Below are 26,443 nucleotides of genomic sequence, written 5' to 3'. Positions count from 1 at the left end.
GGGACGGGCGGTGGGGCCGGGACGGGCGGTGGGGTCGCGGTGTACGTGGTGCCCGATGGGCAGCAGGTGCCGCTCGCGCGCGCGCCGTTCGCGCTGGTGCGGCCGGATGGCTTGATGCGTCTCGGCCTTGCCGATCGGCGCGGGGAGCTGTTCGAGATGGCCGTGCCGGATGGCGTGCTGCGCCTCGCCGTGCCGGCGCCGCTGGCGCGCTGAGGGGCAGCGTCAGTTCGCCGGAGGCGCGGGGGCTGGGCGCGCGGGGGCTGGGCGCGCGGAGACTGGGCGGGGGGTCGTGGGGCGGGTCTTCGCTTGAGGCCGGGAGGGGCGGGCCTTCTTGGTGCTCCGGGGGCTGGCAGGGGCTGCCTTCTTCGTGACCCTGCTCTTCGTCGCGCGCGCTGCCGGGGCGCGATGCGCGACGCGGCTTCGCTTGGTGCGGGCCAGGGCTTCGCGGGTGGTCGTCGCGGTGGCGGCCTGCACGAGCCAGCGCTTGTACTGGTCGAGATCTCTGCAGGCGGCGAGCAGGCGTCGCTGCTTGAGGGTCAGCGATAGACCGCGGGCGCCGAGGACGCTCATCAATGACTCGTGAAGCCACAGGAGCTTGGAATAGAACTCGCACGTCTCGATGAAGTCCTTGGCCCAGGGGGACAGAGGAATGCTGTCGAACGTGCGCCGATTGTCGATTTTATCCTTCATGCGCAGCAGGACCTTTCGGTTGGTGGTGTTCACGATTGCATGCATCCATGGACGGCGCAATGGGGAGGGGAGGTGGGAGATGAGGTCCACGGCGCGACGGACGATGCGCTCGGCGAGGCGGCCGTGACGACGGTGCACCGACCAGGCTGCAAAAACGGCGGGCTGAGGGCAATGTCGATCGAGCAACGTTTCGGCATGGTCTGGCGTAATGAGCACGACGGTGGGCTTCAATTTCAAAATCGTGCCCATGGGACCCTTCAATGAGGCGGCGCGAGAAGCCCACGAGGCCACGCGGCGACTCACGGTGAGCATCAGGACGTCGCCCATGGTGCCGTGCTGATTCAGCAGAATGGCGGCAGCGAGGGGCCAGCGGCGCCGCTTGGGGGAGTCGATGCGGTTCTGGACCTCCAGGACCAGCCAGCGCCCCTGGGGGCCATGGGCCTGGAAGACGCCATCGGGCCTGACCTCCAGCGCGGGGGCGGCGCGCAAGGTGGAGTCATGGCGCCGGAGGATGCCAGGCGCGCGGGCGCCGAACATGCGTGTGAGCAGGGCCGAGAGGAGCGATGGGTGCTCGACCAGTACGCGGGCGATGGTTTCGTGGGCAGGGCTGAGCAAGGGGGGACCTCGATCGGTCCATCGGGTCGAGCAGAGGCCCAGTTGCGCGGAACCGCGTTTTTTTTGCTGGCTGCTTCGCGGCTGGCCGTTTCGGGGCTGGCCGGAGGCGACCCGCGAGCGCACGCGAGGGTAGGCTCCTCGAACCTGCGAGCCCTCCGGTGGTTGCTCTCAAGGTCCAAGGGGGGACCGGCATCGTTCGTGCTTCCAGAAGATGGTGATGGTTCCAATGCCGTCGCGGATCTGGGAAAACAGGAGGGGCGAAGGGTGCGGGTGTCGCCCGGTTCCTCCCGGAGGCATGACGTCGCAGGGCCACGGTGCTGAGCCAGGTTGTGCCGAGAGGGGCTGAGGAGATCATGGTCAAGAAGAAGCGTCGGGCGCTGCAGGCGCCGTTCATCGTCACCGTGGCAGCGACGTCGGCCCTGCTGATGCCGCTCTTGCCGGGGTGTGGCTCGTCGGTGTCGGGAGACTGTACGGGGGGAGGGTGCAATCCTCCGCTTCCGACCGAGGAGGGGTGTCCCGAGACGGCTCCGCCGGATGGCCTTCCGTGCGCCGAGGTCAACCTGAACTGCTACTACCCGGACTCCTCCTGCCCCGAGTTCACGACGCAATGCAACTCCGAGGGGAGGTGGGAGACCAGCGACGTCATCGTCTCTTGCAACCCGCCCGAGCCCGATTGGTGCCCGGCCGAGATGCCGATGCAGGGCACTCCATGCAGCGCGCCCGAGGGGATCGAGTGCACCTACATGACGCCCACGGGCTGCGGCGACATGGAGTCCTACGCCACGTGCCACGAGGGCGCGTGGGTCGTCTCCCTGACGACCTGCAACCCGCCGTCGCCCGACTACTGTCTGGGGCTCTCGGAGCAGGACTGCAGCGTCAACGCGGATATCTGCCGCTGGCTCGAGCCGGGGTGCGCGGAGCCGGGTGGGCCCCAGCCAGCGCTGGAGCAGGCAGGGTGTCACCCGCTGGGCGAGTGCATGGAGGCCTACGGGTGCTTCGACGACACGATCTGCGCCGAGCGCGTCATCAATCCCTGCGCGGGCATGGCGTGCGATGCCTGCGGGCAGGTGCAGATGCTCTGCGTGCCTTCCGCCCCGGACCAGCCCTGAGGGAGAGAACACGGGGCGTGAGGCCGGAGGTTGCTGCGTGCTCCCTCCCCCCGGGCGAGGCGTCGCAGGGCCATGACGCTGGGTCAGGTGGTGCGGAGAGGGGCTGAGGAGATCATGATCGAGAAGAAGCGGCGGGCGCTGCAGGCGCCGTTCGTCGTCACGGTCGCCGCGGCATCGGCCCTCCTGGTACCGCTCGTGCCAGGGTGTGGCGCGTCGGCATCCGGGCAATGCTCTGGCGGGGAGTGCACTCCGCAGGGGCCTCCGACCGAGGAGGGGTGTCCGGCGAAGCCCCCGGCGGGTGGCGCTCCGTGCGTAGGGGCCGGGCAGTACTGTAGCTATCCGCGGGAGACGTCGTGCCCCGAGGTCGGCGCGCGCTGCGAGGCCGACGGGACGTGGCACGTCATGGATTTCCGGGGGCAGAGCTGCAACCCGCCGCCGCCGCCACCGCCGTCGAATCCGCCGCCGCCGCCGCCGCCGCCGTCGAATCCGCCGCCGCTTATCCATGACAACCCGCCGGCGCTGCGGCTGCCGCCTGACAACCCGCCGCCGCCGCCTGGTTGATGCCCGGCAGAGATGCCGGTGAAGGGCGCTGCGGCAGGTGGGGGCTGCGTCGCTTCCTGAAGCAGGTTCGGGGCTCTCCTCAGAACACTCCAGGGGTGGCGCCGGGACCGAGCTGCGCCCGGGTCGCAATGGTCTTCACGGAGGGGGCGCGGCTCTGAATTTCCATCCTTCGGCTGGGGGGGGCGGGCTAGAGTGGCCGGCATGCTCGACAAGCTCTCGCGGGAAGAACGTCTCCAGCTCATGCGGTTCGTGTGCTCGTTTGCGTGGGCCGATCTGGAGATCCAGCCCAAGGAGCGCAAGTACATCAGCAGGCTCATCACCCGCCTCCACCTGAGCGAGGAGGAGAAGGCGCAGGTGAAGACGTGGCTGGAGGTGCCTCCCGAGACCGAGGCGCTCGATCCCCAGCTCATCCCGCGGGCGCACCGGGAGCTGTTCCTCGACACGGCGCGGAAGATGATCGAGGCCGACGGGAAGATCGATCCCGAAGAGGCAGAGTCGCTGCGTCTGCTCGAGCAGCTCACGGCCTGAGCGCGTGGGTGTCATGAGCGATCCCTCGGTGGAGGTGCGCGAGGCGGGCGAGGCGCCGATCGTCGGCGTGATCATGGGCGGGCGGAGCGACTGGGAGCACCTCGCGCCCGCAGCGGAGATGCTGACGTCGCTCGGGATCCCCCACGAGGCGCGGGTGGTGTCGGCCCACCGCACGCCGGATCGGATGTTCGAGTACGCGGAGACGGCAGCGTCGCGCGGGCTCCAGGTGATCATCGCGGCGGCCGGAGGAGCGGCGCACCTGCCAGGGATGGTGGCCGCGAAGACGTGGTTGCCGGTCATCGGGGTGCCCATGCCGGTGACGGCGCTGAATGGCGTCGATGCGCTGCTGTCCATCGTGCAGATGCCGAAGGGCGTGCCCGTGGCGACCATGGCCATCGGCAAGCCGGGGGCCGCGAATGCGGCGCTGCTCGCGGCGTCGATCCTCGCGCTCGGGCGCCCCGCGCTGCGTGAGCGCCTCGCCGAGTTCCGAAGAGCCCAGGAGGTCGCTGTGCTCCGTGACGCCGTGATCCTGTGAGCCGACCCATCCTCCCCGGCAAGACGATCGGCATCCTCGGCGGCGGTCAGCTCGGCCGCATGACGGCGCTGGCGGCGCGCACGCTGGGCTACCAGGTCCACGCGCTGGATCCGGATCCCGACTGCGCGGCGCGCCCGGTGCTGGACCGGCTGGTCACGGCGCCGTTTGACGACGTGGAGGCCGCGGTCGATCTGGCGAAGGGGTGCGACGTGGTGACGCTGGAGATCGAGACCATCGCGGTCGCGGCGATCGAGGCGGCGGCACGCGTGGCTCCGGTGCGGCCCTCGGCGCAGATCCTGGGGATGGTGCAGGACCGCGGTGTCCAGAAAGGCTGGCTCGCGGGGAACGGCTTCCCGGTGGGGCCGTTCCGCGAGGTGGGGAGCGCGGCGGAGCTCGCGGCGGCGGCGGCGGCGATGGGGCCTGCCTGCTTCATCAAGGCGTGTCGCGGTGGGTACGACGGGCGGGGGCAGGGGCAGCTCATGGACCTCGCCGGGGCCGAGGGGGTGTGGGCGCAGCTCGGGGGCGATCGCGCGGTGGTGGAGGCGGCGCTGGATCTGGAGGCCGAGCTGAGCGTGCTCGTGGCCCGCACGCCGAGCGGGAAGCTGGCGGTGTACCCGCCGGCGCTGAACCACCACCGCGATCGCATCCTGGAGTGGTCGCTCCTGCCGGGGCCCATCCCGGCGACCGTGACCGGGCAGGCGGTGCAGATCGCGCTGGATCTGGCGGTGGGGCTCGCGATCGAGGGGCTGCTCGTGGTGGAGATGTTCCTCCGGCGCGACGGGCGGCTGCTCGTGAACGAGCTCGCGCCGCGCCCGCACAACAGCTACCACGCCTCGGAGGTCGCCTGCGCGACGAGCCAGTTCGAGCAGGCGGTGCGCGCGGCGTGCGATCTGCCGCTCGGCTCGGTGGAGATCGTGCGGCCCGCGGCCATCGTCAACCTGCTCGGCGACCTGTGGATGCGTGACGCACCGCCTCCTTTCGAGGCGGCGCTGGAGATCCCCGGGGTGAGGCTCCACCTGTACGGCAAGCGGGTGGCGCGGCCTGGCCGCAAGATGGGGCACCTGTCGGCCACGGGGCGCACGCCGGAGGAGGCGCTGGCCGCCGCGAAGCTCGCGATGGCACGCCTCGGTGGTCGCGGGCCTCTTCCGCTGCCCGCTTGACGCCCCCGACCCCCGGCCCGATCTTGCGTGCGCATACCGCTCGCGATGCGTGAGCGGGTGGCCAGGAAGGGGAGTCCGACATGTACATCGCCCGATGGCAATTCACCGCCCGGGAAGGGCAGACCGACGCGACCATTGTCCTGCTGCGCAAGTGGATGGTCGATGTGGGGGACCGCATCGGCTGGAAGCCGACCTCCCTCCGCTTCGTCCAGGGGTTGATCGGCGATAGCGAGGGGCACATCGAGATGGAGGTGCAGCTCGACTCGTTCACGGATCTCGAGAGCGCCTGGAACGACATGAAGGGCGTGCCGTACCAGAAGCAACACCAGCGTGAGCTGGAGCCGCTGCTCGTGCCGGGGAGCATGCGCTGGACGCTGCACCGCATCCTCGACATCTCCGCCGAGGACTGAGCCCGCGACGGAGCCAGCGCGCGCCGCGATGTCCAGGAAGCCTCCGCCGCCGCCGGCCGCCGTGCTGGTGATCGACGTCCTCAACGATCTGGCGTTCCCCGGCGGCGAGAAGGTGGTCCCCTGGGCCCACAAGATGGCCGCGCGGCTGAAGCCGTTCCTCGCCCGGGCGCGCGCCGCGGGGTTCCCCGTCATCTACGTCAACGACAACTACGATCACTGGCGCAGCGATCACGGCGAGATCTACCGGTACTGCACCCGGAAGGGGGCCCGGGGTCGCGCGGTGGTGCGGAAGCTCAAGCCGCGGCGCGACGACTACTTCATCGTCAAGCCGAAGCATTCCGGGTTCTTCGGGACCTCGCTGCAGCCGCTCCTGCAGCACCTCGGCGCGCGTCGGCTGATCCTCACGGGGATGGCGACGAACCTCTGCGTCTTCTTCACGGCGCACGACGCGCACATGCACGAGTACGACCTGTATGCGCTCTCCGACTGCTGCGCCGCCGAGAGCGACTTCGATCACGACACGGCCCTGGATCAGCTCAAGCGCTTCTGCGGGGTCACGGTGATGCGGAGCGACGAGGTCGACTTCGAGGCGGAGACGCCGGCCGCGCCGGAGGAGAAGGACAAGAGGCGCGGCGAGGCGGCCGGGAAGCCGGAGAAGGCGACGAACGCCCGGTGAGCCGCTTCATCCACGACCCGAACTGGCCCTCCAACGCAGACGAGACCTGGCTCGACATGATCCGCTGACGCTGCCGGGGCGCGGGGGGGCTCGGGCGCTCGGGCGCGATCCACAGCCCGCAGAGATCGCTCCGCCCGTGGCCGATGTGCAGCCGCGCGCACGCTGCGGTGGCTGAGCGGCATCCAATCCGGACATGGCACGCGCTGGTTCCCTCCGCAGAGCACAGCTCTCGAACAGTTCAGGCCGCAGCACCGCGAAGATACGCGCTCCTGGACAGGGGTCCTTCGCGGCTCGGCTCGCCTCGTTCCTGCTGCTGTGCGCCGTTCCCTCCTGCACGTCGAGCTGTGGGGGGTCGTCCGCAGCAGACGGCAACGCCGATGTGTCCGCGCGGATCCAGGCGTGGGTCCGGGCAGAAGCCGAGGCGCGCGCGCAGCGGGCCCGGCTGGAGGCCGACGCGCAGAAGGCTGGGTCCCAGGGGCCGGCGGAGCGCGCGCCGTTGCAGCGGGGGGTGATCCCCATGCTGCTCACCGCGGCCGGTGGTCCGAGCGGCGGGGTGGTCTCCGGGGGGGAGGCGGTGGTGTCGGTGGGGGTGCCGTTCCCGCCGGGGGCGATCCGCGATCCGGAGAAGATCGCGCTGCGCCACGGGGCGAAGGGGACCGGGGTGCCGGTGCACGTGGCGATGCTCGCGACCTGGCCGCGGGATGGGTCCATCCGGAGCGCGCTCGTGGCGTTCCGGGCGAAGCAGGGCGCACCGGCGCAGGATCTCTACGAGATCGTGTGGGGGGACGAGGCCGAGAAGGTGCGCAAGTCGTCTCCGGCGCTCGCGCCGAACCCGGATGGACCGATCGCCGCGACGTTGCCGGCCGGGTGGTACGGGCAGAGCCTGGTGAGCGGGCCGCAGGTGCCGGCGCTCGACGATCGGCGGTTCCCGAAGTTCGAGGACCAGATCGAGAAGGGGCTGGCGAGCATGTCGCCGGCCTTCGACACGCTGAAGGTGGAGTGCTCGGGGCAGCACCGCACCTACTACGACAGCCCGCACGCGCTCTATCAGCGCTTCCTGCGCAACGGGGACGCGGGGCGGTTCCGGCGGGCGCGCGCCGAGGCGGTGTGGTTCCGCGCCCACGAGCTGCGCTTCAGTCCGGACCGGCACTGGGCAGTGCACGTGTGCCAGGCGGAGGGGTGGGCGCCCGACAAGGCCCTGTCGTGGGGGGCGCTGCGGCGGATGGTGTCCCAGGGGATGCTCGACGACTACCTGCTCACGGGCGATCCGGCGGCGAAGGAGGCGATCGTCGCCATGGGGGAGGCGCTGCGGCAGAGCATCCCGTCGTTCAAGACGGCGAAGGAGGATCAGCTCCTCGCGACCGAGCGGAACATGGCCTTCACGATGATGATCATGGCCAGCTACTACGCGGTGGATCCGCGGCCCGAGGTGCTGGCGTCGCTGACGGAGCTGGTGGACCGCACCGTGGCCTGGCAGGCGCGTTCGAGCTCGGGGGCGTTCGAGCACGACGTGGCGCGCGCGGACCCGAGCGAGTGCGAGCGGGGGCCGCGGGGGGCGTCGCCGTTCATGACCGCGCTGCTGGTGGACGCGCTGATGGACGTGCACGCGCTCACCGGGGATCCGCGCCTCGCGGGGGTGGTGACGCGCACGGCGACGTGGCTGAAGGACAAGGCGCTCACCTCGGACCGGCGGGCATTCCGGTATCTCTGGAGCTGCGACACGGACGCGTACGACGACAGCGGGACGGCGGACCTGAACCTGCTCGTGGTGCCGGTGTTCGGCGCGGCCTATGCGCTGACCGGTGACGCGCGCTGGCTGCGCACGGGCGATGCGCTGGCGGACATCGGGGTGGACGCGATGAGGCCGAAGAGCCCGAAGCACTGGAGCCAGTCGATGCGCAGCTTCGGCCGCTACCTCGGCTACCGCGTCGCCGGGGGGACGAAGGGGAGCGACGGGGGAGGGGCGAAGGAGGGGGCGCTCGGGGCCACGCCGGACAAGGCAGCGACCGAAGGCGGGGCGCCTTCGACACCGGCTGCACCGGCCACGCAAGCCGCCCCGGCCACGCAGGCCACGCAGGCGGCGCCAGCGCCGCAGCCGACGTCACCGCCGCGAAAGTGACGGTGGCGTCGCGGGCGCGTAGCATCCGCGCCCGTGACCCCTGTGGATCTGTTCCCGATCGCCCTGTCGCTGCGCGTCGCGGCGATCGCGCTGGGCATCGCGGGGCCTCTCGGGATCGCGATCGCGTGGGTGCAAGCGAAGCGGCGCTACCCGCTCCGGTGGGTGGTGGAGGCGCTGGTGCTCTTGCCCCTCGTGCTGCCGCCGTCGGTGATCGGGTACTTCCTCCTCGTGCTCTTCGGGCGGCGCGGGGTGCTCGGGCCGCTGCTGGAGGGCGCGCTCGGGGTGCGCTTCGTGTTCTCGCCGGCGGCTGCGGTGATGGCGTCCACGGTGGTGGCGCTGCCGCTGGTGGTGAAGACCGCGCAGCCGGCGATCGAGGCCGTTCCGGCGGAACTCACGCAGGTGGGTCGGAGCCTCGGGCTCGGTCCGCTGGCGCTCCTGTTCCGGGTGACGTTGCCGGTGGCCTACCGGGGGGTGCTGGCGGCGCTGGTGCTGGGGTTCGCGCGGGCGCTCGGGGAGTTCGGGGCGACGCTGATGGTGGCTGGCAACATCCCGGGGCTCACCAACACCATGCCCATCGAGCTGTTCACGGCCTACCAGGGGGGAGACGACGCGCGCGCCGGGATCTACGTGGCGGTGCTGACCGGGATGTCGCTCGCGGTGGCGCTGGTGGCGGCGCGGCTCTCTCCGAGGGAGGCGGCTGCGTGAGCGATCCCGGTGCGATGGCGCTCTCGGCGGCGTTCACGGTCACGGTGGGGGCAGGGGCGCAGCGCGCGCCAGCGTTCTCGGTCTCGGCGGAGCTGTCGCTGGAGCGCGGGGTGCTCGTCCTGTTCGGGCCCTCGGGCGCCGGGAAGTCGCTGACGTTGCAGGCGCTCGGGGGGCTGCTCCGGCCGTCTTCCGGGTACGTGCGGGCCTTCGGGGAGGTGCTCCACGACAGCGCGCAGGGGATCTTCGTGCCGCCCGAGCGGCGCCGGATCGGGTACGTGCCGCAGGTTCCGTCGCTGTTTCCGCACCTGTCGGTGGAGGAGAACGTGGCGTTCGGGCTGCCGTGGCGGGCGCGGTGGCGGGCGTGGTGGCGGGCGCGGTGGAGGGCGCAAGGACGGGCGCAAGGACGGGCGCAACGATGGCGAGACCCGGAGGTGGCGACGCTGATGGAGGAGCTGGGGATCGCGCACCGCGCGACGGCGCGGCCGGCGTCGCTCTCGGGAGGGGAGCGTCAACGGGTGGCGCTCGCGCGGGCGCTGCTCGTCGCGCCGAGGCTGCTCCTGCTGGACGAGCCCTTCGCGTCGATCGATCAGGAGGGGCGCGCGGAGCTGCGCGAGGTGCTGCGCGCGGCGCTCGCGCGGCACGGCATCCCGGCGGTGCTGGTGACCCACGACCCGGAGGAGGCGCTGGTGCTGGGGGACACGCTGGTGCGCTTCGAGCGGGGTCGCACGGTGGCGCAAGGGGCGCCGGCGGAGATCTTGAGGCAGGAGAGGGCGGTGGTGGTGACGGGGGTGGCGGCAGGGCCAGCGACGGCGGTGGGGGAGGGGAGGGTCGTGCTCTCGCTGCGGGAGGCGCGCGTGGAAGGGCCGGCAGCGCTGCTCGGGGAGGGGGGAGTGACAGGGGAGCAGGTGGTGCTGAGGCTTTCGGCGCCGCGCGGGTGAGGACGGAGCCGTCGCCTGCGCGCGACGCCCGGCGAGGTCCTTGCGCGGCGCTCTTGCGTGGGTGGAGGTCGGCGGGGAAGATGGCCGGGTGAGCGAGCCTTCGACGGACAAGAAAAAGATCATCCTCTCGGGCATGCAGCCGAGCGGGATCCTGACCATCGGCAATTACCTCGGGGCGCTGAAGAACTGGGTCACGCTGCAGAGCGAGTACGACTGCCTGTTCATGGTGGTCGATCTGCACGCGCTGACGGTGAAGCAGGTGCCGGCCGATCTCCGGAGCCGGTGTCTCTCGTTCTCGGCCCAGTACCTGGCGAGCGGCATCGATCCCGAGCAGTCGACGATCTTCCTCCAGTCGCACGTCTCCGAGCACGCGGAGCTGGCCTGGGTGCTGAACACGATGGCGTACATGGGCGAGCTGAGCCGGATGACGCAGTTCAAGGACAAGTCGCAGCGGCACGAGGAGAACGTGAACGCCGGGCTCCTCACCTACCCGGTGTTGATGGCGGCCGACGTGCTGCTCTACCAGGCGAACCTGGTCCCGGTCGGCTCGGACCAGAAGCAGCACCTCGAGCTGACCCGTGATCTCGCGCAGCGCTTCAACCAGCGGTACTCGGAGACCTTCACGGTGCCGGAGCCGTTCATCCCCAAGGTGGGGGCGCGGATCATGAGCCTGCAGGATCCGACGAAGAAGATGTCGAAGAGCGACGAGAACCCGGACGCGTACATCGGGATCCTGGAGACGCCCGAGGTGATCCGGCGCAAGATCAAGCGCGCGGTGACCGACTCGGGCACGGATGTGCGCTTCGACGAAACGCGGCCAGGGGTCTCCAACCTGATCACCATCCACGCGGCGCTGAGCGGCAAGTCGGTGCAGGAGATCGAGGATCACTTCGCGGGCAAGGGGTACGGGGACCTGAAGGGCGAGCTCGCGGAGCTGCTGGTCGAGGGGCTCGCGCCCATCCAGAAGCGGTACGCGGAGCTGATGGGCGACAAGACGGGGCTCGAGCAGATCCTGGCCCGCGGCGCCGAGCGTGCCCGGGGGCGGGCGCGGAGGACGCTCTCCAAGGTCTTCCGCAAGGTGGGGCTGGTCCCCGCGCAGCCACCAGCGCCTCCGCCGGCCAAGGGGTGAGGGCTCCGAGGCGCCCCTCGCTCGCGCCGGCCGGGGGCATGACCTACGCTGCCCGGGATGAAGCGCTGGCTGCCCCTCGGGCTCGTGGTTCTCGGCGTCGCCCTGATCGCGTTCGCCCTGTTCGGATCGTCCGACAAGGACCGCCTCCTCGGGCTGCTCCACCGGACCGCGGACGCGGTGCGCGTCGAGGAGGGCGATACGAACCCGGTGGTGCGGCTCGGGCGGGTGCGCTCGGACTTCAGCGAGATCTTCACGAAGGAGGCGAGCGCCAGCGTGCCGGAGATCGAGGCGCGCCTGCAGGGGCGGGAGGCGCTGGTGCAGGCCGTGACCCAGCTCGGGAGCGTGTACCGATCGGCGCACGTCAGCCTCGGTGACGTGGACCTGCGCATCGATCCCGCGGGGATGACGGCGGAGGCGACGGCGACGGCGACGGTCACCGGGTCGCTGCACGGGCAGGAGGTCCGCACCGACGAGCGCAAGGTGATGTTCACGGCCGAGAAGGTCGACGGGGACTGGAGGTTGCAGTCGGTGGTCGCCGGGGCGCGGCTCGGGGACGAGGAAGGAGGGCCGTGACGCAGGAGGTGGCGCGGCTCAAGGCGCAGGGTCGGGCAGCGGCGGGTCGGGCTCCGGTGCTGGCGCGTCGTGCGTGAGCCGCACGCCGGGCTGGATCGCGGCGCGCCACGCTCTGAACAAGGCGAGCGCGGCGTCGTCCAGCGAGAGCGCCTGCGCGGCGAGGCTGTCGAGGGTCGCCTGCTCCGCCTCGGTGATGCCCTCGTTGCGCGCTCCGAGCAGGTGCCCCAGGGTCGAGAGCGCCTCCACCGCGGGGTGGTCGGGCGGAGGGGCCGGCAGGGCCCGGAGGTGCGAGATCTTCACCTGGGGCATGCCCTGGCGGGCGTCTCGCTGGCGCTGGTAGTGGATCCAGCGGACAGGGGTGGAGTTCAGGTACGCGAGGAGGAAGCTCTCGCTGTACTGCGCGTCGGCGAAGCCCGCGAGGATGGAGTTGCGGAACGCCAGGCCGTCGGAGAGCGCGGCGATGGGGAACCGTGCCGTTTGCCGGATGAGGAGGCGCACCGTGTGCCAGTCCTGCGCGGCCCTGAAGCGCGCCTCGAAGGTCGAGGGATCGCAGTAGAAGCGGGGCGCGCGGCGCAGGCAGGGGGCGACGTCTCCGCCCGCGCGGAGCGCCACGGCGCGGGCCTCGTCGGGGCGCGTGGCGAGCTTCTGGGTGTCGGCGGCGGTGGTCTGGTAGCCCCGCTCTCCGAAGAGGTGCGCGGGGAGGCGCGGGAAGGCCTCCAGCCGTTCGAGCACGCCCGCGGTGACCGCGTCGATGTCGGAGCGCGCGAGTTGCCAGGCAGGGGAGGGGAGGCCCTCGCGCGGGGGGCGCGGGGGACCAAGGCGCCGGGTGGAGAGCAGGCCCATGCTCGGCTGGAAGACGCCGTCGAAGGCGCGGTCGCCGAAGTCGGGGAGCGCCTCGTCGGCGGCGCAGAGCGCGTCGTGGGCGCGGCGGACGGGGTCGTAGCCGGCGAGGTCCGACATGGAGGTGGGCAGCACGAGGCCGAGCCTGCCGCCGGGGCGCAGGAGGGAGGCGGCGCGGTGCACGAAGATGCCCTGGAGGGTGCGGTAGCCGGCGAACGCGGGGCTCAGCGCGGCGTACAGGTCGCGGAGAGGGGTGGCGATGGGCTGGGCGGCGCGGCCCGCGTAGGCGACCCAGGGGGGGTTGCCGACGAAGGCGTCGAAGCCGCCGCGATCGCGGAAGACCTCGGGGAACTCCAGCTCCCAGTGGAGGGGCAGGTGCTGGGCGCGCAGGGCGGCGAGGCGCGCCGAGAGGTCAGGATCGGGCTCTCCGGCGAGCAGGCGCGCGACGGCCGCAGGCAAGGCGGCGAGGGTGCGCGCCCGTGAGCGCCGGTCCACGCCGAGGAAGGTGGCGAGGGCCGCGTCGCCGAGGAGCCTGGCGGGCACCAGGAGGTCGTCGGCGCGCGCGAGGGCCTCGCTCGCGGCCGGTGCTCCGAGGCGGATGGCGCGCCGGATTGCGGCGGCCTCCGCGGCTGCGGCGTCGATGGCGGCTGCGACCTCGGCGACTCGCTCCGCGTCTTTGCTGGCAGGTGTGCGCGGGGGCCGCGGGTTCAGACCCACGATCTGCGCGGGGCCGAGCCCCACGATCGCGTCGCCGCTGCGGAGGGCGTGATCCACGAAGGGCGGCGGGCGTCCCTGGGCGCTGGCGAGGAGGCCGAGCGAGATCCGCGCGATGTCCACGGCGAGCGGGTCCTTGTCGACGCCGTGCAGGCAGCGCTGCGCCACGAGGGCGTGGGCGTGGGCGAGGAGGTCGCTCTCGGAGGCGAGCGAGGGCGTGGTTCCGGTGCGCTCCCAGGCGCCGAGCAAGGCCCCGGCGAGGGCGTGGCAGGTCTCGATCAGGAAGGCGCCTGCGCCCATCGCCGGGTCGCAGATGCGCAGGTCGAGGAGCGCTTCGGGCGTGGAGGCCTCGGCGAGCAGCGGGGCGAGGGTGCGGGCGACGATGGCGCGCGCCATGCTGCGGGACGTGTAGTGCGCGCCGGCCCGGCGGCGGGCGACGCCGGAGGTGAGGGCGAAGCCTCCCGCCGCGTCGGGCTGCATCTCGAGGCCGAGGAGGCCTTCGTGCAGGGCGCCGATGCGGTCGACGTCGGGGCCGGTGTCCTCGGCCTGGGCCTCCCCCGCGGCGAGGTGGGTCAGTACCTGGGAGACCACCGCGTCGGAGATGGGAGGCAGGTCCGCGAGGGGGGGCATGGGCCCGCGGCTCTTCGCGGGGCGGCCTTCCAGAAAAGGGTGCGCATGCGGATCGAAGAGGCGGCCGCCGCGCGGGAGCGACAGGCCCGCCACCTCGGGAGCGCCCGCGTGGAGCGCGCGCGACAAGGCGAGCAGCCGTGGCCACGCGCCCTCCGGAGCGCCGAGCAGCGGCGCGCTGCCGGGAGTACGCCGCTCGACCACCAGCAGGACCAGCATCCGGAGGAGGGCCGTGGTCAGGCCGCGGGTCAGCGCCTCTCCCTGCCCTGCGAGGGTGCGCCCACCCGCCTCTGCATCGACGCGCAGGAAGGCCTCGCCGAGCTCGCGCAGGGCGGCCATGGCCTGATCGCGCAGGCGTCGGGCTGGTCGGGAGATGGCCACGCTGCCGCCCTGACCGGCTCGGCGCCGCGTCACGGGTGGAGGCTCGGCGCCTGCTTCACGCGGATCCGGGAGGCAGCCCACCGCCGCGAGGAGCGAAGCGGAGTCCTGAGCGGCTCCCGGGGGAGACGTCACGGCTTGGGGTGCGCGAGCAGGAAGTCGATCATCTCGGCGCCGAAGCTGGCGTTGAACCCCGGGGAGTGACTGCCGCCCTCGATGGTCCAGAGTTCGGCGTACCCGCCGGGGTCACAGTCGCCGAAGGACTGGGTGGAGGTCTCTGCGCCCGTGAGGCTGGCTTCCAGGTCGAGCGTCGGTCCTGCGGTCGAGGTCGCGCTGCAGCCATCGAACTCCGCCCAGGCCTGCACCGTGGCCAGGGCGCCAGGGTACGTCGCCGCTCCCGGGATGGTGCCGCCGTCGTAAGCGATCGTGTCGTCGGCGGTGCCGTGGATCTGCAGGACGGCGACCGGCTCGGAGGGGGAGCAGGCTGCCGGGTCCGAGGTCATCGCGCCGGCGAGGCTCGCGACGGCGGCGATGAGGTCCGCGTGATCGCAGGCCATGCGGTACGACATGAAGCCGCCGTTCGAGTGGCCCGCGAAGAAGATCCGCTTCGGGTCCACCGTGTAGCGCGCCTGGATGTCCTCCACGACCTTCCGGAGGTACGCGGAGTCGTCGACCTCGCTCCCGTCGAAGTTGCAGCAGGCATCCGTGGCGTTCCAGAAATGGTTGCCGTCGGAGTCCACGGTGCCGTCGGGGTGGGCGTAGAGGAAGCCGCGCGCCTCGGCGAGCGGTTCGAGCTGGAAGTACAGCTCCTGGAGCGCGCCCGACGCGCTGTAGCCGTGCAGGAGGACCACGAGCGCTGCAGGGGTCCCTTCCTGGTAGCTCGACGGAACGAACACCTCCACGGGCCTGTCCCCGCCGATGGCGTCGTCCGTGCCGCCCGCGCCGCCCGCGCCGCCCGCGCCGTTTCCGCCCGCGCCATTTCCGCCCGCGCCGCCTCCGCCCGCGCCGGTCTCGGTGGTGCTGGAGTCCTCCTCGGAGGAGCAGCCGGATGCGAGGCTCGTCATGGCGACGAGCAGGAGGGAGAGCACGGCGGAGAGCTTGGAGCGCATGCTGCGGCGATACACGCGCGTGCGTGGCCCGGCAAGTCGGCGTTCGTCGGCGTTCGTTCGCGCGCCCGTTGTCGGCGCGCCGTGGCCACGGATCGCTGCGCTCAGCCGCGCGGTGGCCGGAGGCGATCGCGGAACCATCCGCGGTAGCGCTGCATCTTGATCCGCTGCGACCACGGCGCCCGCCGCGTGCAGGTGCGCGCCTCGTCGCTGCCCTCGGGCGCTCCCCAGCGCACCTCCGCGCAGTCGTTGGGGTTGTAGGCCATCTCCAGCGCCTCGGCGCGGGCCACCACGTCGGCCAGGGTCAGCGTGTGCTCCGAGCCGTCGGTGCGCGGGTAGGTGATCTGCCGCGCCTGGAGCTCCCGCCCGAGGGCGCCTTCCAGCTCGGCGCGCACCTGCGAGGGAGACCTGCCCGGCGGCATCGCGTAGCGCGCCGGCAGCCGCTCCACGCGCGCCGGCAGCCCGCGCACCACGTCGATGGCAATGAGCAGGCGCAGATCCCGCGAGGGCGTCGAGAAGTCTTCCCAGGGGCCCACGGTCTCGAAGATCTCCGCGCCCTTGGGCATGTCGACCGAGGCGTTGCCCTTGGCCAGGTACTCCTGCCCGTTCCTCACCGAGAGCACCCGCCCCCGCACCTGCTCCTCCAGGGCCTGCACGGTCTCCAGCAGCGCGCGCTGCGGGTCCAGCGGATCCGGGGAGAGCACGGCGTCGACCTTGTCGTAGAAGCCCTCGACGCCCCGGAGGTGCTGGTCGCGCGAGTAGTCGCCGTACGCGGGGTGCTGCGCGATCTCGTCGTTGGTGAGCCGCCTGAGCCGCCCGCGCTCGCGCACGAGGGGCCTGAAGCGCTTGAACCCTGGCCCGCCGAGCGACGGGTCGAGCGCGAACAGGAAGTTGCCGCGCCAGTAGCGCCGCCGCGCCACCGTGCCGTCGGGCTGCCCATCCACGGCGAGCAGCACTCCGCCCGCGTCGGCCGTCTGGGGGAGGCGCTTCGCCACCATGAGCACGTGCCCGTACGGGTCGGCGAAGATCGTCCCCGGCCGCAGGCTCTCCGCGGTGAGCGCCACGGGGTAGTAGTCGCCCTCGTCGGAGGTCGACGGGACCCGCCCGCTGCCCGAGTGCACGGTGTCCGCCACCGTCACCCGCAGGAAGTGGTTGAAGGCCTGGACCGCGCTCCGCGCCTTGCTCGTGGGCCGCTCGTCGCTCGATCGGAAGCGCCCGCAGCCCGGGGAAACGCTGGGGCCACCGCGCGTGCAGGCCGAGAATCCGAAGGGGAGCCCCAGCTTGAAGGCGAAGTAGGCGCGCAGGAAGTACGGCAGGTCCGCGCAGTCCGGATCGAGGGAGAGCCCCCGCGGCGGCGGGTCGTCCTCGCCCTGGCCGAGGTGGTTGTGCAGGAAATTCCGCCGCTGATCCCGGAGCACCTCGTGCAGCGCGCGCCACGACGGCTGCTCCGCGAGGGGCGCGTCGAAGAGCCGCTCGATCCACGCCGCGTAGAGGTCCTCGTCCGCCGCCGTCCACGTCCCTGCGCTCCGCCACGCGGCGCTGCCCGGGGGCGCTCTCCAGGAAGGTGCGTCGGCCGCCTCCGCGACGGAGATGTCCTTGCACGCCAGGACCTCGGCGCCCTGGCCGAGCGCTGCCCGGTACGACCCTGCCGCAGGCGACGCGATCTCGGCGGACGACCACCACGGCGGCCCGCCCCCCTGGGTGAGCGCGAGCGGCACGGAACCTCCCTGCGGCGTCCGGACCACGAGCGCACCTGGCGTGGCAGGGAGCGGTCGCGACGACACGGCCACGATCCGGAGCGGCACGCCTGCCCGGGGAGTCGCGGGAGACACGAAGAGCGCGACGTCACCACGCGCCGCGCAACCCTCCCCTGCCGGAACCTCGGGGCCGGCGAGCGCGTCCCCGGATCCAGGCGGCGTGCTGGTGCGAAGCGCGCCCGCGCGTGCCGCTCCTGCGGCTGCTGCACCTGCGGCGATCACGGCGGCCGTCGGGCTTGCCGTTGCGCTTGCCGTCGCGCTCGACACCACGGCCGTTGCTGCCGCGGCCGGTGTCTCCGGAGAGGCTTCGCCCCGCTCGCCCACGCGGGACCGCCCCCCCGGCAGGGGCCGGTCAGAGCAGGCAACGAGGCACAGGGCGAGGAGCGCCCACCGCAGCATGGTGCCACTACTAACGCGCTCCCCTCCTGAATCAAGTTCCTGCAGCAGATCTCCGCGCGCTGCCATCTGCGCAGGGCGGCGTGGCGCGCTGGCCGTCGCTGGGGCCCTCGCTGGGCCTCGCTGGGCCTCGCTGGGCCTCGCTGGCGCCCGCTCCGCTGCGGGGGTGGGCTTGACGCCTCCCGCGGTCCTCGGGAAAACTCCGGCGATGCGCCGCAACGCCCTTCCCTCCGCCCTTCCCCTGCTGGCCATCGCGCTGGTCCTCGCCACGGCTGGCTGCGACAAGTCCTCCGGGGCGCAGACCACCGCTGCTCCGGACCAGGCCCCCGCCGGTCAGGACGGCGCGAAAGCGGGCGCCGACGGCACCATCCCCGCGGGGGCGAAGCGCATCGACATCGCCGTCGTGGACGAGGGCTTCTCTCCCTCGACCCTGGACCTCAAGAAGGGCGAGACCGTGGTGCTGCGCTTCAACCGCACCACCAAGAGCGAGTGCTTGAAGGCCATCGAGATCCCCGATCTCGGCGTGAAGAAGGACCTGCCCCTGAACACGCCGGTCGAGGTCGCCATCACCCCTCAGAAGGAGGGCAAGATGACGCTCCAGTGCTGGATGGCGATGGTCAAGGCGACCATCAACGTCTCTTGAGTCTCCACGAGGGGACTCGCGTCCCCTCGCCCCGCCGGGCGTGAATCCCGACGGGGCCCCACTCCCCGCGATCCACCCGCGGTTTCCAGAGCGCTCTGCCGCTTCGGGCCTGGCGCCCGTCGCATCGGGAAGCGGCCACTGTCCCCGGCCGTGTGTATCAGGAAGCGGCCACTGTCCCCGGCCGCATCCATGAACGCCGCCTCGCTCACAGCACGACCCAGGCGTCCTCCGGGCTTTTCAGCTCGGCTGCGAGCCGCAGGGACGCCGGTCCGCTCGATGGCGGTGCCTCGCTCGCGTGCGCCGGATCGACGCTCGCCGTGGCACAGCGATCCACCGCGACCCGCAGCATTTCCCGCGCGTCGGCCGGGGTGAGCGGGCGCCCGGCGTGGCGGTACCCGAACCCCAGCGCGCGCTCCACGCAGCCCACGCAGGGCGTGGTCGCCGAGCGGAGCCGGAACAGGAGCGTCCCGTCAGGCCACCCGATGAGCCGCGCCTCCACGGTGATCACCACGCTCTCGCCGTCACGCAGCACCACGGTGCCCGCGGGTTCCTCCGGCCCGCAGCGCCGCCGCACCAAGAACCAGTACCGATCCACCAGCCGATCCCCACCCTTCGGCCCTTCACGATCGTCCCTGCGCTCCATGGTTCCTCCGTCGGCAAGGAGTATAGGGCGCAGATCTCCGCGCGCTCCCCGCGCGGATGTCGGGAAATGTCCATCGGGCGGACAATGTCACCGCGTGCTGGACGTGGGAAGCGGCGTGGGAAGCGGCACGCGGCACGCGGTGTGACGGGCAGCTACGGCGTGCCGAGCGAGAGCAGCTTCACCTCGGCGATGTTCACCTTGTTGAACCGCCCGGAGGCGCCGCCCATGTTGTTGTAGAGCAGGAAATGACCGAGATCGCTCATGTTGCCCGAGCGCTCGTCCTCACGGATGACCAGGGTGTAGCTCTGGCCTGCGGTGAGGTTCACCGCGACGAGGTTGGAGTCGCGCCACTGGCTCCAGTCCTGTCCCTGGTGCGGCATCACGAGCTGCCCACCCCCCACCAGGGTCGCGCCCTGCCAGACTTCCAGGGCCTTCACGCCGCAGGTGATCCCCGTGTTGTAAGGTCCTGCGCCGTTGGCGGCGAGCGCCTGGATCAGGTGCTTCCCCGACTGGCTGGGCGTCACGTTGATCACCGTGAGAGAGTCGCCCGGGTCGCCCCAGTCCTCGTAGTGCTGGTGCCCGTGGTTGTTGACCAGGGCGCCGCCGATGGCGGTGAACCCCTGCGCCCCGAACGTCTGCACCCGCGCGCTGCTGGTCCCCCAGTAGCACCAGGGCCGCGTCCTCTGCGACACGGTGCCCGAGACGGTGTACGTGGCCTCCACCGTGTAGCAGTAGGTCCTCGTCGCGTGCGCGCCGCTGTCCGGGTCCTGCCAGGTCGTGGTGGTCCCGGGCAGCCCGGAAGCCACGAGCGCCCCGTCGCGGTGCACGTTGAAGGTCACGCCTGCCGCGTCCTCGGGGAAGGTCCACGCGAGCTGGATCCTGTCGCTCGCGATCTCGCCTCCGCTCAGGCTCGGCGGACGCGGACCGAAGAGGTTCCGGTAGTTCGCGAGGGTGGCGTCGTCGAGGAAGGTGATGCCTTGGGGTGCGGCGCCGCCCGGCCCCAGGGTGACCTCGAACAGGTTGTCGGCCGCGAGCTCCGACGCCTGCGTGAGCGCGTCGACCTCGATCTCCTGACCGTTGAGTCGCACCGAGAGCACCTCGAGCAGCCCGCCGCCGCCCGCATTCGCGGGCAGGTCCACCGCCACGGACAGGTTCTTGCCGCGGTAGCGCAGGTTGCTCAGCGTGATCCGCTCGGCGCCCTCGAACAGCGTGGTGCGCAGGCCGCCGGTGATCTTCGGGTGGAACCGCACGCCTTCGGGCGTCGCTTCGAGCCCGAACAGCACCTCGTTCACCACCCCGAGGTGGCCCCCCACGCTCCAGAGCTGCCGCGGCGAGTTGACCACCGGCCCCGAGGTCGTGCCTTCGTCCACGTGGGCGAGGCCGGTCACCATCTCGAAGTTCTCCATGTGCGACAGGTTCAGCGCCGCGCCGCGCAGGAGCGCGTGCACCGAGTTCTCCAGCGCCTCGGCGTTGCCCGCCTTCGCCGCCGCCCTGGCCCAGAAGGCGCTCACGAAGGGCCAGATCCCGCGGTTGTGGTAGATCGGCGTGTCCTGCTGCTGCGGCCACGCCACCGGCGCGCCCTTGGGGAGGTGCGGGTAGCTCGCCACGATCCGCCCGGCTTGCTCCGGCGTCGCCACGTCGTAGAGCACGGCGAACGCCGAGCCGAGCAGATCGAACCGCGTCGTGGGGGCCGGGTCGAGCGGGCCCGGGATGAAGGTCGAGAAGAGCCCGTGGTCCTCCAGCCAGAGCCGCGCCCGGATCGCCTCGCGCAGCTCCTCCGCCCACCCTTCGTAACGCGCGCGCGCCGTGGCGTCGCCCTTCTCCTCGGCGAGCTGCGCCGCGAGCTGCAGCATCACCATGTGCCCGATGTTGGTGCTGAGCGCCTTGCTCATCGCGATCTGGACGGTGTCCGTGGCCGTGTACGCGGGGTAGGTCTGCTCGCGCCAGTCGAGGAACGACTGCTCGCCCCGGTACAGGCCATCGGCCGGGTCCCAGATGGTCTGGCGATCCCGCTCCGCGGTGTTCACCAGGGCCGGGTAGGCCAGGTCGCGGAACGCGGCGCGCTCCTGTCCATCCAGGAAGTTGAGCAGCTCCTTCGCCCCGATCGCCCACACCACGCGGTCCGTGGAGATGGGCCAGCTCCCGCCGCTCCCCGTGTCCTGCACGATCTCGGGCCGCGAGCCGTCCCGCCGGGTGCTGATCTTGAACTGCAGCGAGTTCTTCGCGCGGGTGGGATCGAACTGTCCGAGCCCCAGCGCCACCGCGTAGGCCGTGTCGCGCGTCCACACGTAGTTCCACTTCTGGCCTGTCTCGAAGCAGCCTCCCGCAGGGCAGGGGATGGCTGCGCCGCCGTTGAAGGCGTAGTCGGAGATGGCGTCGACCGAGTTCTCGCGCGCCTCTTCCACCGCCATCGCATAGATGGCGTCGAACATCGCGTGCCCGGTGCGCACCACGGGCTGCCCCGGTCGCTCCGCGTACGGCCGTGAGGTCGCGGGGATGTTCTCTTGCACCGGGCCTGTCGTGGACAGCACGTAGCTCCGGGCGCAGCTCTCGGCGTCCTGCACCACGACCGAGGCCTCGTACTGTCCGTCCTCGTACCGGTCGCCCCCCGCCGTGTCCTGCGCGACGGCCGGGACGCAGCTCGCGATGGGCGCCTCGCCGCCGCTCCCTCCTGCGCCCCCCGCCCCGCCCTGACCGTCCGCGCCGCCGGAGCCGCCCCCGCCTGCCGAGGTGCCGGTGGTGGTCGTGGTGGTGGTGGTGGTCGAGGACCCGTAGCGGTCCTTGAGGTCATCGCCGCAGCCCGCCGCGGCGAGCACCGCGAGGGCGCAGAACGAGAGGGCGAGGGGAGATCGCAGGCTTCGCATGGATTGAGTGCCGCCATCATCGCCACCGCGGTACATGATGGGAAGCCTGGCCAGCACCGGAGAGCGGCCTTCCACCCTGCTCCGGTCGGCCCGGTTTCCACTTCAGCCGGCTCCTTCCTGCCTTTGCGGAGGGCGACCCGCTGCAAACCCTTTCTTTTTGCGGCGCCCTGGGTAGACTTCGCGCCCCCCAACGTGCCTGGCGGCAGAGCCGCCCCGGTTTTTCGCTCCGAAACCGGCCCAGAGGAGGCGCAGAGGGGCAGCGGACCACCTGGCCGCTGCGCGCGAAGCGGACGCAAGGAGGCGCCAACCCGGCGCTCCGAGCACCCCGCGACGCACTCCGAGACACTCTCCGAAGGAGCGAAGGAAGGCATCTCACGTGAACCAGAATCCCGGCATCATCGGCAAGAAGATCGGCATGACGCAGATCTTCACGGAGAACGGCGAAGTCCTCCGCGTCACCGTCATCCAGGCAGGCTGCGTCGTCGTCGGCAAGCGCACCCTGGAGAAGGACGGCTACAGCGCGCTCATCCTCGGTCTCGACGACCGCAAGGAGAAGCACACCAACAAGCCGCTGGCTGGCTACTACAAGGCGACGGGCGTCTCCCCGAAGCGCCACCTCCGCGAGCTGCGCTGCCCCCCCGAGCACGCCGCCAAGTTCGAGGTCGGCAGCGTCCTCAAGGTCGAGGACGTGTTCGAGACCGGCCAGTACGTCGACGCCCAGAGCCGCACCCGCGGCCGCGGCTTCTCCGGCGTCATCCGCCGGTGGAGCATGGCGGGCTCGGTGGGCTCGCACGGTACCCACGAGTACTTCCGGCACGGCGGCTCCATCGGTACGAACATGACTCCCGGCCGCACCCTGCCCGGCCTCAAGATGCCCGGTCACTACGGCGACGAGACCGTGACCATCCACAGCCAGCGCCTGATCAAGGTGATCCCCGAGGATCAGCTCATCCTCATCGAGGGTGGCGTCCCGGGCCCCGACGGGTCGTTCGTGGTCGTCCGCGGCGCCGTGAAGAAGGCGAAGAAGCGCTGGAACGTGGCGCGCGCCCCCGAAGGCAAGAAGAAGAAGGGCTGAGGCCCTGACCGCCGCGGGGCGTAGCCGGCGTGAATCGGCGGCGCCCCGCCCCCCAGGTCGCTCGTGAGCAGCCGGAACAAGAACCCGTACAAGCGACCTGACGCCCGCACCCGCCAGGCGAAAGCCCAGGGCTATCCCGCCCGCAGCGTCTTCAAGCTCGAAGAGATCGACCGACGGACGCGGCTCCTCCGCGCCGGCCAGCGCGTGCTCGACCTCGGCGCCGCCCCTGGCTCCTGGTCCATGTACACCGCGCAGCGCATCGGCCCGGGCGGCAAGCTCCTCGCGGTCGACCTCTCGCCCATCCAGGTCAGCCTCGGCCCCTCGTCCAAGGCCATCCAGGGCGACGCCCTCTCTCTGGACAACGCCGATCTCGGGATCTTCGCCCCCTACGACGTCGTCCTCTCCGACATGGCCCCCGCCACCACGGGCAGCAAGCTCGCCGACCAGGCCCGGAGCTTCGACCTTTTCATGCGCGCCGTGGCCGTCGCCGAGGCGCTGCTCGCCCCGGGAGGCGCCTTCGTCGGCAAGCTCTTCATGAGCGACGACTTCCCCAAGGCCAAGGCCGCCCTCCAGAAGGCCTTCGCCGAGGCGCGCGTCATCCGGCCCGAGGGCACCCGCAGCGTCAGCTCCGAGGTGTTCCTCGTCGGCCTCCGCAGGAAGAAGCCCGAGCCCACCCCCCCACCGAGCGGCGCGTAGCCCCTTCATACATGCGGTCGCGGACATTGTCCGCTTCCCGAGGCGACGGACGTCAGGCCCGAAGCGGCAAAGCGCTCTGGAAACCAAGGGTGGATCGCGGAGTGGGGGGCCCCGACGGGCTTTGCTCGGCGGGGGGCGGGGGCGCGAGCCCCTGCCGTGTGAATTAGAACGCGTTGTAGCCGGTGAGCGCGTCGCCGAGGATCAGGGTGTGCACCTCGTGGGTGCCCTCGTAGGTGTAGACGCTCTCCAGGTTCAGCATGTGCCGGATCACCGGGTAATCCAGGAGGATCCCGTTCCCGCCGAGCAGCCCGCGTGCCATCCGCGCGATCCGCAGCGCCCACCCCACGTTGTTGCGCTTGCACAGCGACACCTGCACCGGCGTCAGCGCCCCCGCGTCCTTCAGCCGCCCGTAGTGGAGCGCCATGATCTGCCCCTTGGCGATCTCGCTCGCCATCTCCACGAGCTGCTCCTGCACGAGCTGCTTCGACGCCACGGGCTTGCCGAACTGCACCCGCTCGCGCGTGTACGACACCGCGGCCTCGTAACACGCCCGCGCCGCCCCCAGCGCCCCCCACGAGATCCCGAACCGCGCCTGCGTCAGACAGCTCAGCGGCCCCTTCAGCCCCGTCACGCCGGGCAGCACGTTCTCCGCCGGCACCCGCACCTCGTTCAGCACGATCTCCCCCGTGGGGCTCGCCCGCAGGCTCATCTTCCCGTGCACCGTCGGCGTCTCGAACCCCTTCATCCCCCGCTCCACCACGAACCCGCGGATCGACTCCGGCCCCCCGTCGTCGACCTTGGCCCACACCACGGCCAGGTGGGCGATCGGCGAGCTGGTGATCCACATCTTCGTCCCGGTGAGCACGTAGTCGTCCCCGTCGCGGCGCGCCCGGGTCGTCATCGAGCCCGGATCCGACCCCGAGTCGGGCTCCGTCAGCCCGAAGCACCCGATGAACTCACCCGCGGCCATCTTCGGCAGCCAGCGCTGCTTCTGCTCCTCCGAGCCGAAGCGCCAGATCGGGTACATCGCCAGCGACCCCTGCACGCTCGCGAAGCTCCGGAGCCCGCTGTCCCCGTACTCCAGCTCCGCGATCGCCAGCCCGTACGACACCGCGTTCATCCCCGCGCAGCCGTAGCCGGTGAGCGACGCCCCGAGCAGCCCCATCTCGGCGATCTCCGGGATCAGGTCGACGGGGAACTCTTCCTTCGCGAACAGCTCTGCCGCGCGCGGCAGGTAGCGCTCGCGCACGAACCGGCGCACCGTGTCGCGGATCATCCTCTCCTCTTCCGTGAGCAGAGGATCGACGGCCATGAGCTGATCGAGCGAGAGCGGCTCCTTGGGACTTGCCATGCGCGCCGATCTACCCCTTCACCGCGGCGCGGTCACGGGTGGATGTAGACCAGCGTCCCCTTCTTCAGCGACAGCGAAGCGTGCCACCCGGCCGGCACGTCCGGCGTCGTCCACCCGAACAGCCACGCCGCGTCCCTGGGCGACAGGTTCACGCACCCGTGGCTCCGGGGCGTCCCGAACTCGTCGTGCCAGTAGGCCGCGTGCAGCGCGTACCCCTCGGTGAAGTACTGCACGAAGGGCACGTCGCGAAAATCGAACCGATCCTCGTCGTCCTCGTCCCCATCCATCGTCACCGTCACGTGCTTCGTGTGGATGAGGAACGCCCCCTGGATCGTCGAGCGCGTCTTCTTCGGGTCCCCCAGCCCATCTGCCCCCGTCGACACCAGCGTCGCGAACACGGGCCGCGTCCCCTCGTAGGCCACGAGGCTCTGCCGCAGGATCGACACGTCGATCCACTTCCGCCCCCCCACGGCCCACGCCGGCATCGTCCGCGGCCCGCTCACCACCACCACGTCCTCCGCCCGCAGAAGGCTCCCGTCCCGCGCCTCGCGGTGCTCCACCCCTCCGACCCGGCGCACCTCTCCCGTCAGCGGCACGGCCTCCCGGAACCCCAGCGCCGCCCCCTGCACGAACCCCCCTCCGCCCCCTGGCATCATCCTCACGGCCCGCCGACGCCGCACGAACGCCACCGGCAGCCCCACCTCCTCCGTGAGCTTCAGCCCCTCGAACGTGCTCTCCTGCACCACCCGTGTCCGGTCCAGCGGCAGCACCGCCAGGTCCGTGGTGAGCCCGAACCGGCGCCCCTCGTGATCGAACGTCGACAGCAGCGCGAACCCCGAGCGCGGCTGCGCGACCCCCACGAGCAGCGCCCCTGCCGTCCGCTTCTCCCCGCCCAGCGCCGGCGCGGGTTGCCCGTAGAGCAGCACGTTCGGCACCGGCTCCGCCTCGGGCATCGGCACGAAGTCCGTACCCCGCGAAAGCCCTGCCACCTTGCGCAGGTGCCCCTCCAGATCCCGCTCCGTCTTCCGCTGCTCCTCCGGCTCCGGCAGCCGTGAATAGAGCGGCGGCGCTGGCGAGCGCGACATCACGTACGTGTACGGCAGCCCCTTCCCCAGCGTCGCCCGCCGCGACGACGCCTCGACCGCCAGCGCGTGCACGTTGAGCGTCGCCTTCGCCCCCACGCACACGTACCCCCGCGGCTCCACGCGGTACCACCCCCCCTGGCACCCCGCCTTCCCGGCCGCCTTCTCCCCCCGCTCCACCACCGCCCCCGCCCGCAGATACCCCAGCCGCCGGCTCCCCCACCGCGGCTCCGCGAACACCCACGTCTCCCGCCCGAGGCTCGCCAGCTCCTCCCGCTCCGGCCCCAGATCCGGCGCCGCCACGGCTTCCCTGGGCAGCTCGTCCGACCCATCGTCCAGGAGCTCCGACGGCACCTCCTTCAGCGCCCCCGGATCCACCTCGAGCCCCCCGGCCCCGGTCTTCACATCCAGCCGCGCCAGCGCCACCGCCGCCATCCCCCCCGGAACCCCTGTCGCCGCCGCCCCCTGGAGCCCCGCCCCGATCACCCCCGCGAGCGCCGCCACCCCCGGCAACACCGCCGCC

24 protein-coding genes are annotated in these 26,443 nt (G+C 71.8%); 16 read left to right on the top strand and 8 right to left on the bottom strand.

Annotation, left to right across the window (positions count from 1 at the left end; all coding sequences use genetic code 11):
• On the top strand, positions 1–213 hold a 213-nt coding region (locus CAP_RS53060), incomplete at its 5' end, for a hypothetical protein (RefSeq protein ID WP_197041574.1).
• Positions 214–222: 9 nt separating this feature from the next.
• Here the strand turns inward: CAP_RS53060 and CAP_RS41325 are convergent.
• Positions 223–1,428, bottom strand: a complete 1,206-nt coding sequence (locus CAP_RS41325) for a hypothetical protein (protein WP_156041625.1) — start codon at positions 1,426–1,428, stop codon at positions 223–225.
• Between the two features lie 230 nt (positions 1,429–1,658).
• Here CAP_RS41325 and CAP_RS41320 point away from each other — a divergent pair, with 230 nt between their 5' ends.
• The 12 genes from CAP_RS41320 (at position 1,659) to CAP_RS41270 (ending at position 11,748) form a co-directional block, all read left to right on the top strand.
• Positions 1,659–2,414, top strand: a complete 756-nt coding sequence (locus CAP_RS41320) for a hypothetical protein (protein WP_044251507.1) — start codon at positions 1,659–1,661, stop codon at positions 2,412–2,414.
• A 114-nt stretch (positions 2,415–2,528) separates the two neighbouring features.
• Positions 2,529–2,975: a hypothetical protein gene (locus CAP_RS53055; RefSeq protein WP_197041573.1), complete on the top strand. Its 447-nt coding sequence runs from the start codon at positions 2,529–2,531 to the stop codon at positions 2,973–2,975.
• Between the two features lie 201 nt (positions 2,976–3,176).
• The gene (locus CAP_RS41315; protein WP_044251545.1) at positions 3,177–3,503 is read left to right on the top strand and encodes a tellurite resistance TerB family protein; all 327 of its coding nucleotides are present in this window, start codon (positions 3,177–3,179) and stop codon (positions 3,501–3,503) included.
• A 13-nt stretch (positions 3,504–3,516) separates the two neighbouring features.
• Positions 3,517–4,038, top strand: a complete 522-nt coding sequence (gene purE / locus CAP_RS41310) for a 5-(carboxyamino)imidazole ribonucleotide mutase (protein ID WP_231512005.1) — start codon at positions 3,517–3,519, stop codon at positions 4,036–4,038.
• Positions 4,035–5,198, top strand: coding sequence for a 5-(carboxyamino)imidazole ribonucleotide synthase (gene purK, locus CAP_RS41305; RefSeq protein WP_081865805.1), 1,164 nt, complete (start codon positions 4,035–4,037; stop codon positions 5,196–5,198). The genes purE and purK overlap by 4 nt, the downstream gene beginning before the upstream one ends.
• Positions 5,199–5,278: 80 nt before the next feature.
• Positions 5,279–5,608: a hypothetical protein gene (locus tag CAP_RS41300; protein WP_044251505.1), complete on the top strand. Its 330-nt coding sequence runs from the start codon at positions 5,279–5,281 to the stop codon at positions 5,606–5,608.
• Between the two features lie 28 nt (positions 5,609–5,636).
• Positions 5,637–6,284, top strand: a complete 648-nt coding sequence (locus tag CAP_RS41295; protein ID WP_063748837.1) for a cysteine hydrolase family protein — start codon at positions 5,637–5,639, stop codon at positions 6,282–6,284.
• Between the two features lie 379 nt (positions 6,285–6,663).
• Positions 6,664–8,403, top strand: coding sequence for a beta-L-arabinofuranosidase domain-containing protein (locus CAP_RS41290; RefSeq protein WP_044251503.1), 1,740 nt, complete (start codon positions 6,664–6,666; stop codon positions 8,401–8,403).
• Positions 8,404–8,436: 33 nt separating this feature from the next.
• Positions 8,437–9,108, top strand: coding sequence for a molybdate ABC transporter permease subunit (gene modB, locus CAP_RS41285; protein ID WP_197041572.1), 672 nt, complete (start codon positions 8,437–8,439; stop codon positions 9,106–9,108).
• Complete coding sequence (locus CAP_RS41280) at positions 9,105–10,046, top strand: ATP-binding cassette domain-containing protein (protein WP_052376856.1); 942 nt, start codon at positions 9,105–9,107, stop codon at positions 10,044–10,046. The genes modB and CAP_RS41280 overlap by 4 nt, the downstream gene beginning before the upstream one ends.
• A gap of 88 nt (positions 10,047–10,134) precedes the next feature.
• A complete protein-coding gene (gene trpS / locus CAP_RS41275; RefSeq protein WP_231512004.1) occupies positions 10,135–11,175 on the top strand; it encodes a tryptophan--tRNA ligase in 1,041 nt (346 codons plus the stop codon).
• 57 nt (positions 11,176–11,232) lie between these two features.
• Complete coding sequence (locus CAP_RS41270; RefSeq protein WP_044251501.1) at positions 11,233–11,748, top strand: nuclear transport factor 2 family protein; 516 nt, start codon at positions 11,233–11,235, stop codon at positions 11,746–11,748.
• 18 nt (positions 11,749–11,766) lie between these two features.
• On the opposite strand, the gene CAP_RS41265 is transcribed toward CAP_RS41270, so the two are convergent.
• The 3 genes from CAP_RS41265 to CAP_RS41255 all read right to left on the bottom strand — a co-directional run bounded on the left by CAP_RS41265 (position 11,767) and on the right by CAP_RS41255 (position 17,569).
• Positions 11,767–14,343 carry an Eco57I restriction-modification methylase domain-containing protein gene (locus CAP_RS41265; RefSeq protein WP_156041624.1) on the bottom strand — a complete coding sequence of 859 codons (2,577 nt, stop codon included), beginning with the start codon at positions 14,341–14,343 and terminating at the stop codon, positions 11,767–11,769.
• A gap of 95 nt (positions 14,344–14,438) precedes the next feature.
• Entirely contained in the window at positions 14,439–15,416 is a 978-nt protein-coding gene (locus CAP_RS46745) for a CE1 family esterase (protein ID WP_197041571.1), read from the bottom strand.
• A 101-nt stretch (positions 15,417–15,517) separates the two neighbouring features.
• Positions 15,518–17,569, bottom strand: a complete 2,052-nt coding sequence (locus CAP_RS41255) for a hypothetical protein (protein ID WP_156041622.1) — start codon at positions 17,567–17,569, stop codon at positions 15,518–15,520.
• A 205-nt stretch (positions 17,570–17,774) separates the two neighbouring features.
• On the opposite strand from CAP_RS41255, the gene CAP_RS41250 reads away from it, so the two are divergent.
• Positions 17,775–18,209, top strand: coding sequence for a cupredoxin domain-containing protein (locus CAP_RS41250; RefSeq protein WP_044251499.1), 435 nt, complete (start codon positions 17,775–17,777; stop codon positions 18,207–18,209).
• Between the two features lie 205 nt (positions 18,210–18,414).
• Here the strand turns inward: CAP_RS41250 and CAP_RS41245 are convergent, their stop codons facing one another.
• The gene (locus CAP_RS41245) at positions 18,415–18,852 is read right to left on the bottom strand and encodes a hypothetical protein (RefSeq protein WP_044251492.1); all 438 of its coding nucleotides are present in this window, start codon (positions 18,850–18,852) and stop codon (positions 18,415–18,417) included.
• A gap of 152 nt (positions 18,853–19,004) precedes the next feature.
• On the bottom strand, positions 19,005–21,716 hold the full coding sequence (locus CAP_RS41240; RefSeq protein WP_156041621.1) for an MGH1-like glycoside hydrolase domain-containing protein: 2,712 nt from the start codon (positions 21,714–21,716) through the stop codon (positions 19,005–19,007).
• 376 nt (positions 21,717–22,092) lie between these two features.
• On the opposite strand from CAP_RS41240, the gene rplC reads away from it, so the two are divergent.
• Positions 22,093–22,791 carry a 50S ribosomal protein L3 gene (rplC, locus tag CAP_RS41235; RefSeq protein WP_081865802.1) on the top strand — a complete coding sequence of 233 codons (699 nt, stop codon included), beginning with the start codon at positions 22,093–22,095 and terminating at the stop codon, positions 22,789–22,791.
• A 63-nt stretch (positions 22,792–22,854) separates the two neighbouring features.
• Positions 22,855–23,487 carry an SAM-dependent methyltransferase gene (locus CAP_RS41230; protein ID WP_044251489.1) on the top strand — a complete coding sequence of 211 codons (633 nt, stop codon included), beginning with the start codon at positions 22,855–22,857 and terminating at the stop codon, positions 23,485–23,487.
• A 163-nt stretch (positions 23,488–23,650) separates the two neighbouring features.
• On the opposite strand, the gene CAP_RS41225 is transcribed toward CAP_RS41230, so the two are convergent.
• Together CAP_RS41225 and CAP_RS55490 are read right to left on the bottom strand one after the other, a co-directional pair.
• Positions 23,651–24,838 carry an acyl-CoA dehydrogenase family protein gene (locus CAP_RS41225; protein ID WP_044251486.1) on the bottom strand — a complete coding sequence of 396 codons (1,188 nt, stop codon included), beginning with the start codon at positions 24,836–24,838 and terminating at the stop codon, positions 23,651–23,653.
• 32 nt (positions 24,839–24,870) lie between these two features.
• Positions 24,871–26,443, bottom strand: a 1,573-nt coding sequence (locus CAP_RS55490; RefSeq protein WP_052376851.1) for a L,D-transpeptidase, incomplete at its 5' end; no start/stop codon positions are given.

Origin of the sequence: Chondromyces apiculatus DSM 436, assembly GCF_000601485.1 — a bacterium.
Taxonomy (GTDB): domain Bacteria; phylum Myxococcota_A; class Polyangia; order Polyangiales; family Polyangiaceae; genus Chondromyces; species Chondromyces apiculatus.
This window is presented reverse-complemented; position numbering and strand designations above follow the sequence as displayed.

Bases quoted from the DNA above. Each gene is read 5' to 3' on its own strand.
- CAP_RS41245 (WP_044251492.1), bottom strand. From the start codon at position 18,852: ATGGAGCGCAGGGACGATCGTGAAGGGCCGAAGGGTGGGGATCGGCTG.
- CAP_RS41255 (WP_156041622.1), bottom strand. From the start codon at position 17,569: ATGCTGCGGTGGGCGCTCCTCGCCCTGTGCCTCGTTGCCTGCTCTGAC.
- CAP_RS53055 (WP_197041573.1), top strand. From the start codon at position 2,529: ATGATCGAGAAGAAGCGGCGGGCGCTGCAGGCGCCGTTCGTCGTCACG.
- CAP_RS41240 (WP_156041621.1), bottom strand. From the start codon at position 21,716: ATGCGAAGCCTGCGATCTCCCCTCGCCCTCTCGTTCTGCGCCCTCGCG.
- CAP_RS41300 (WP_044251505.1), top strand. From the start codon at position 5,279: ATGTACATCGCCCGATGGCAATTCACCGCCCGGGAAGGGCAGACCGAC.
- CAP_RS41320 (WP_044251507.1), top strand. From the start codon at position 1,659: ATGGTCAAGAAGAAGCGTCGGGCGCTGCAGGCGCCGTTCATCGTCACC.
- CAP_RS46745 (WP_197041571.1), bottom strand. From the start codon at position 15,416: ATGCGCTCCAAGCTCTCCGCCGTGCTCTCCCTCCTGCTCGTCGCCATG.
- CAP_RS41225 (WP_044251486.1), bottom strand. From the start codon at position 24,838: ATGGCAAGTCCCAAGGAGCCGCTCTCGCTCGATCAGCTCATGGCCGTC.
- CAP_RS41315 (WP_044251545.1), top strand. From the start codon at position 3,177: ATGCTCGACAAGCTCTCGCGGGAAGAACGTCTCCAGCTCATGCGGTTC.
- purE (WP_231512005.1), top strand. From the start codon at position 3,517: ATGAGCGATCCCTCGGTGGAGGTGCGCGAGGCGGGCGAGGCGCCGATC.
- CAP_RS41295 (WP_063748837.1), top strand. From the start codon at position 5,637: ATGTCCAGGAAGCCTCCGCCGCCGCCGGCCGCCGTGCTGGTGATCGAC.
- CAP_RS41250 (WP_044251499.1), top strand. From the start codon at position 17,775: ATGCGCCGCAACGCCCTTCCCTCCGCCCTTCCCCTGCTGGCCATCGCG.
- CAP_RS41270 (WP_044251501.1), top strand. From the start codon at position 11,233: ATGAAGCGCTGGCTGCCCCTCGGGCTCGTGGTTCTCGGCGTCGCCCTG.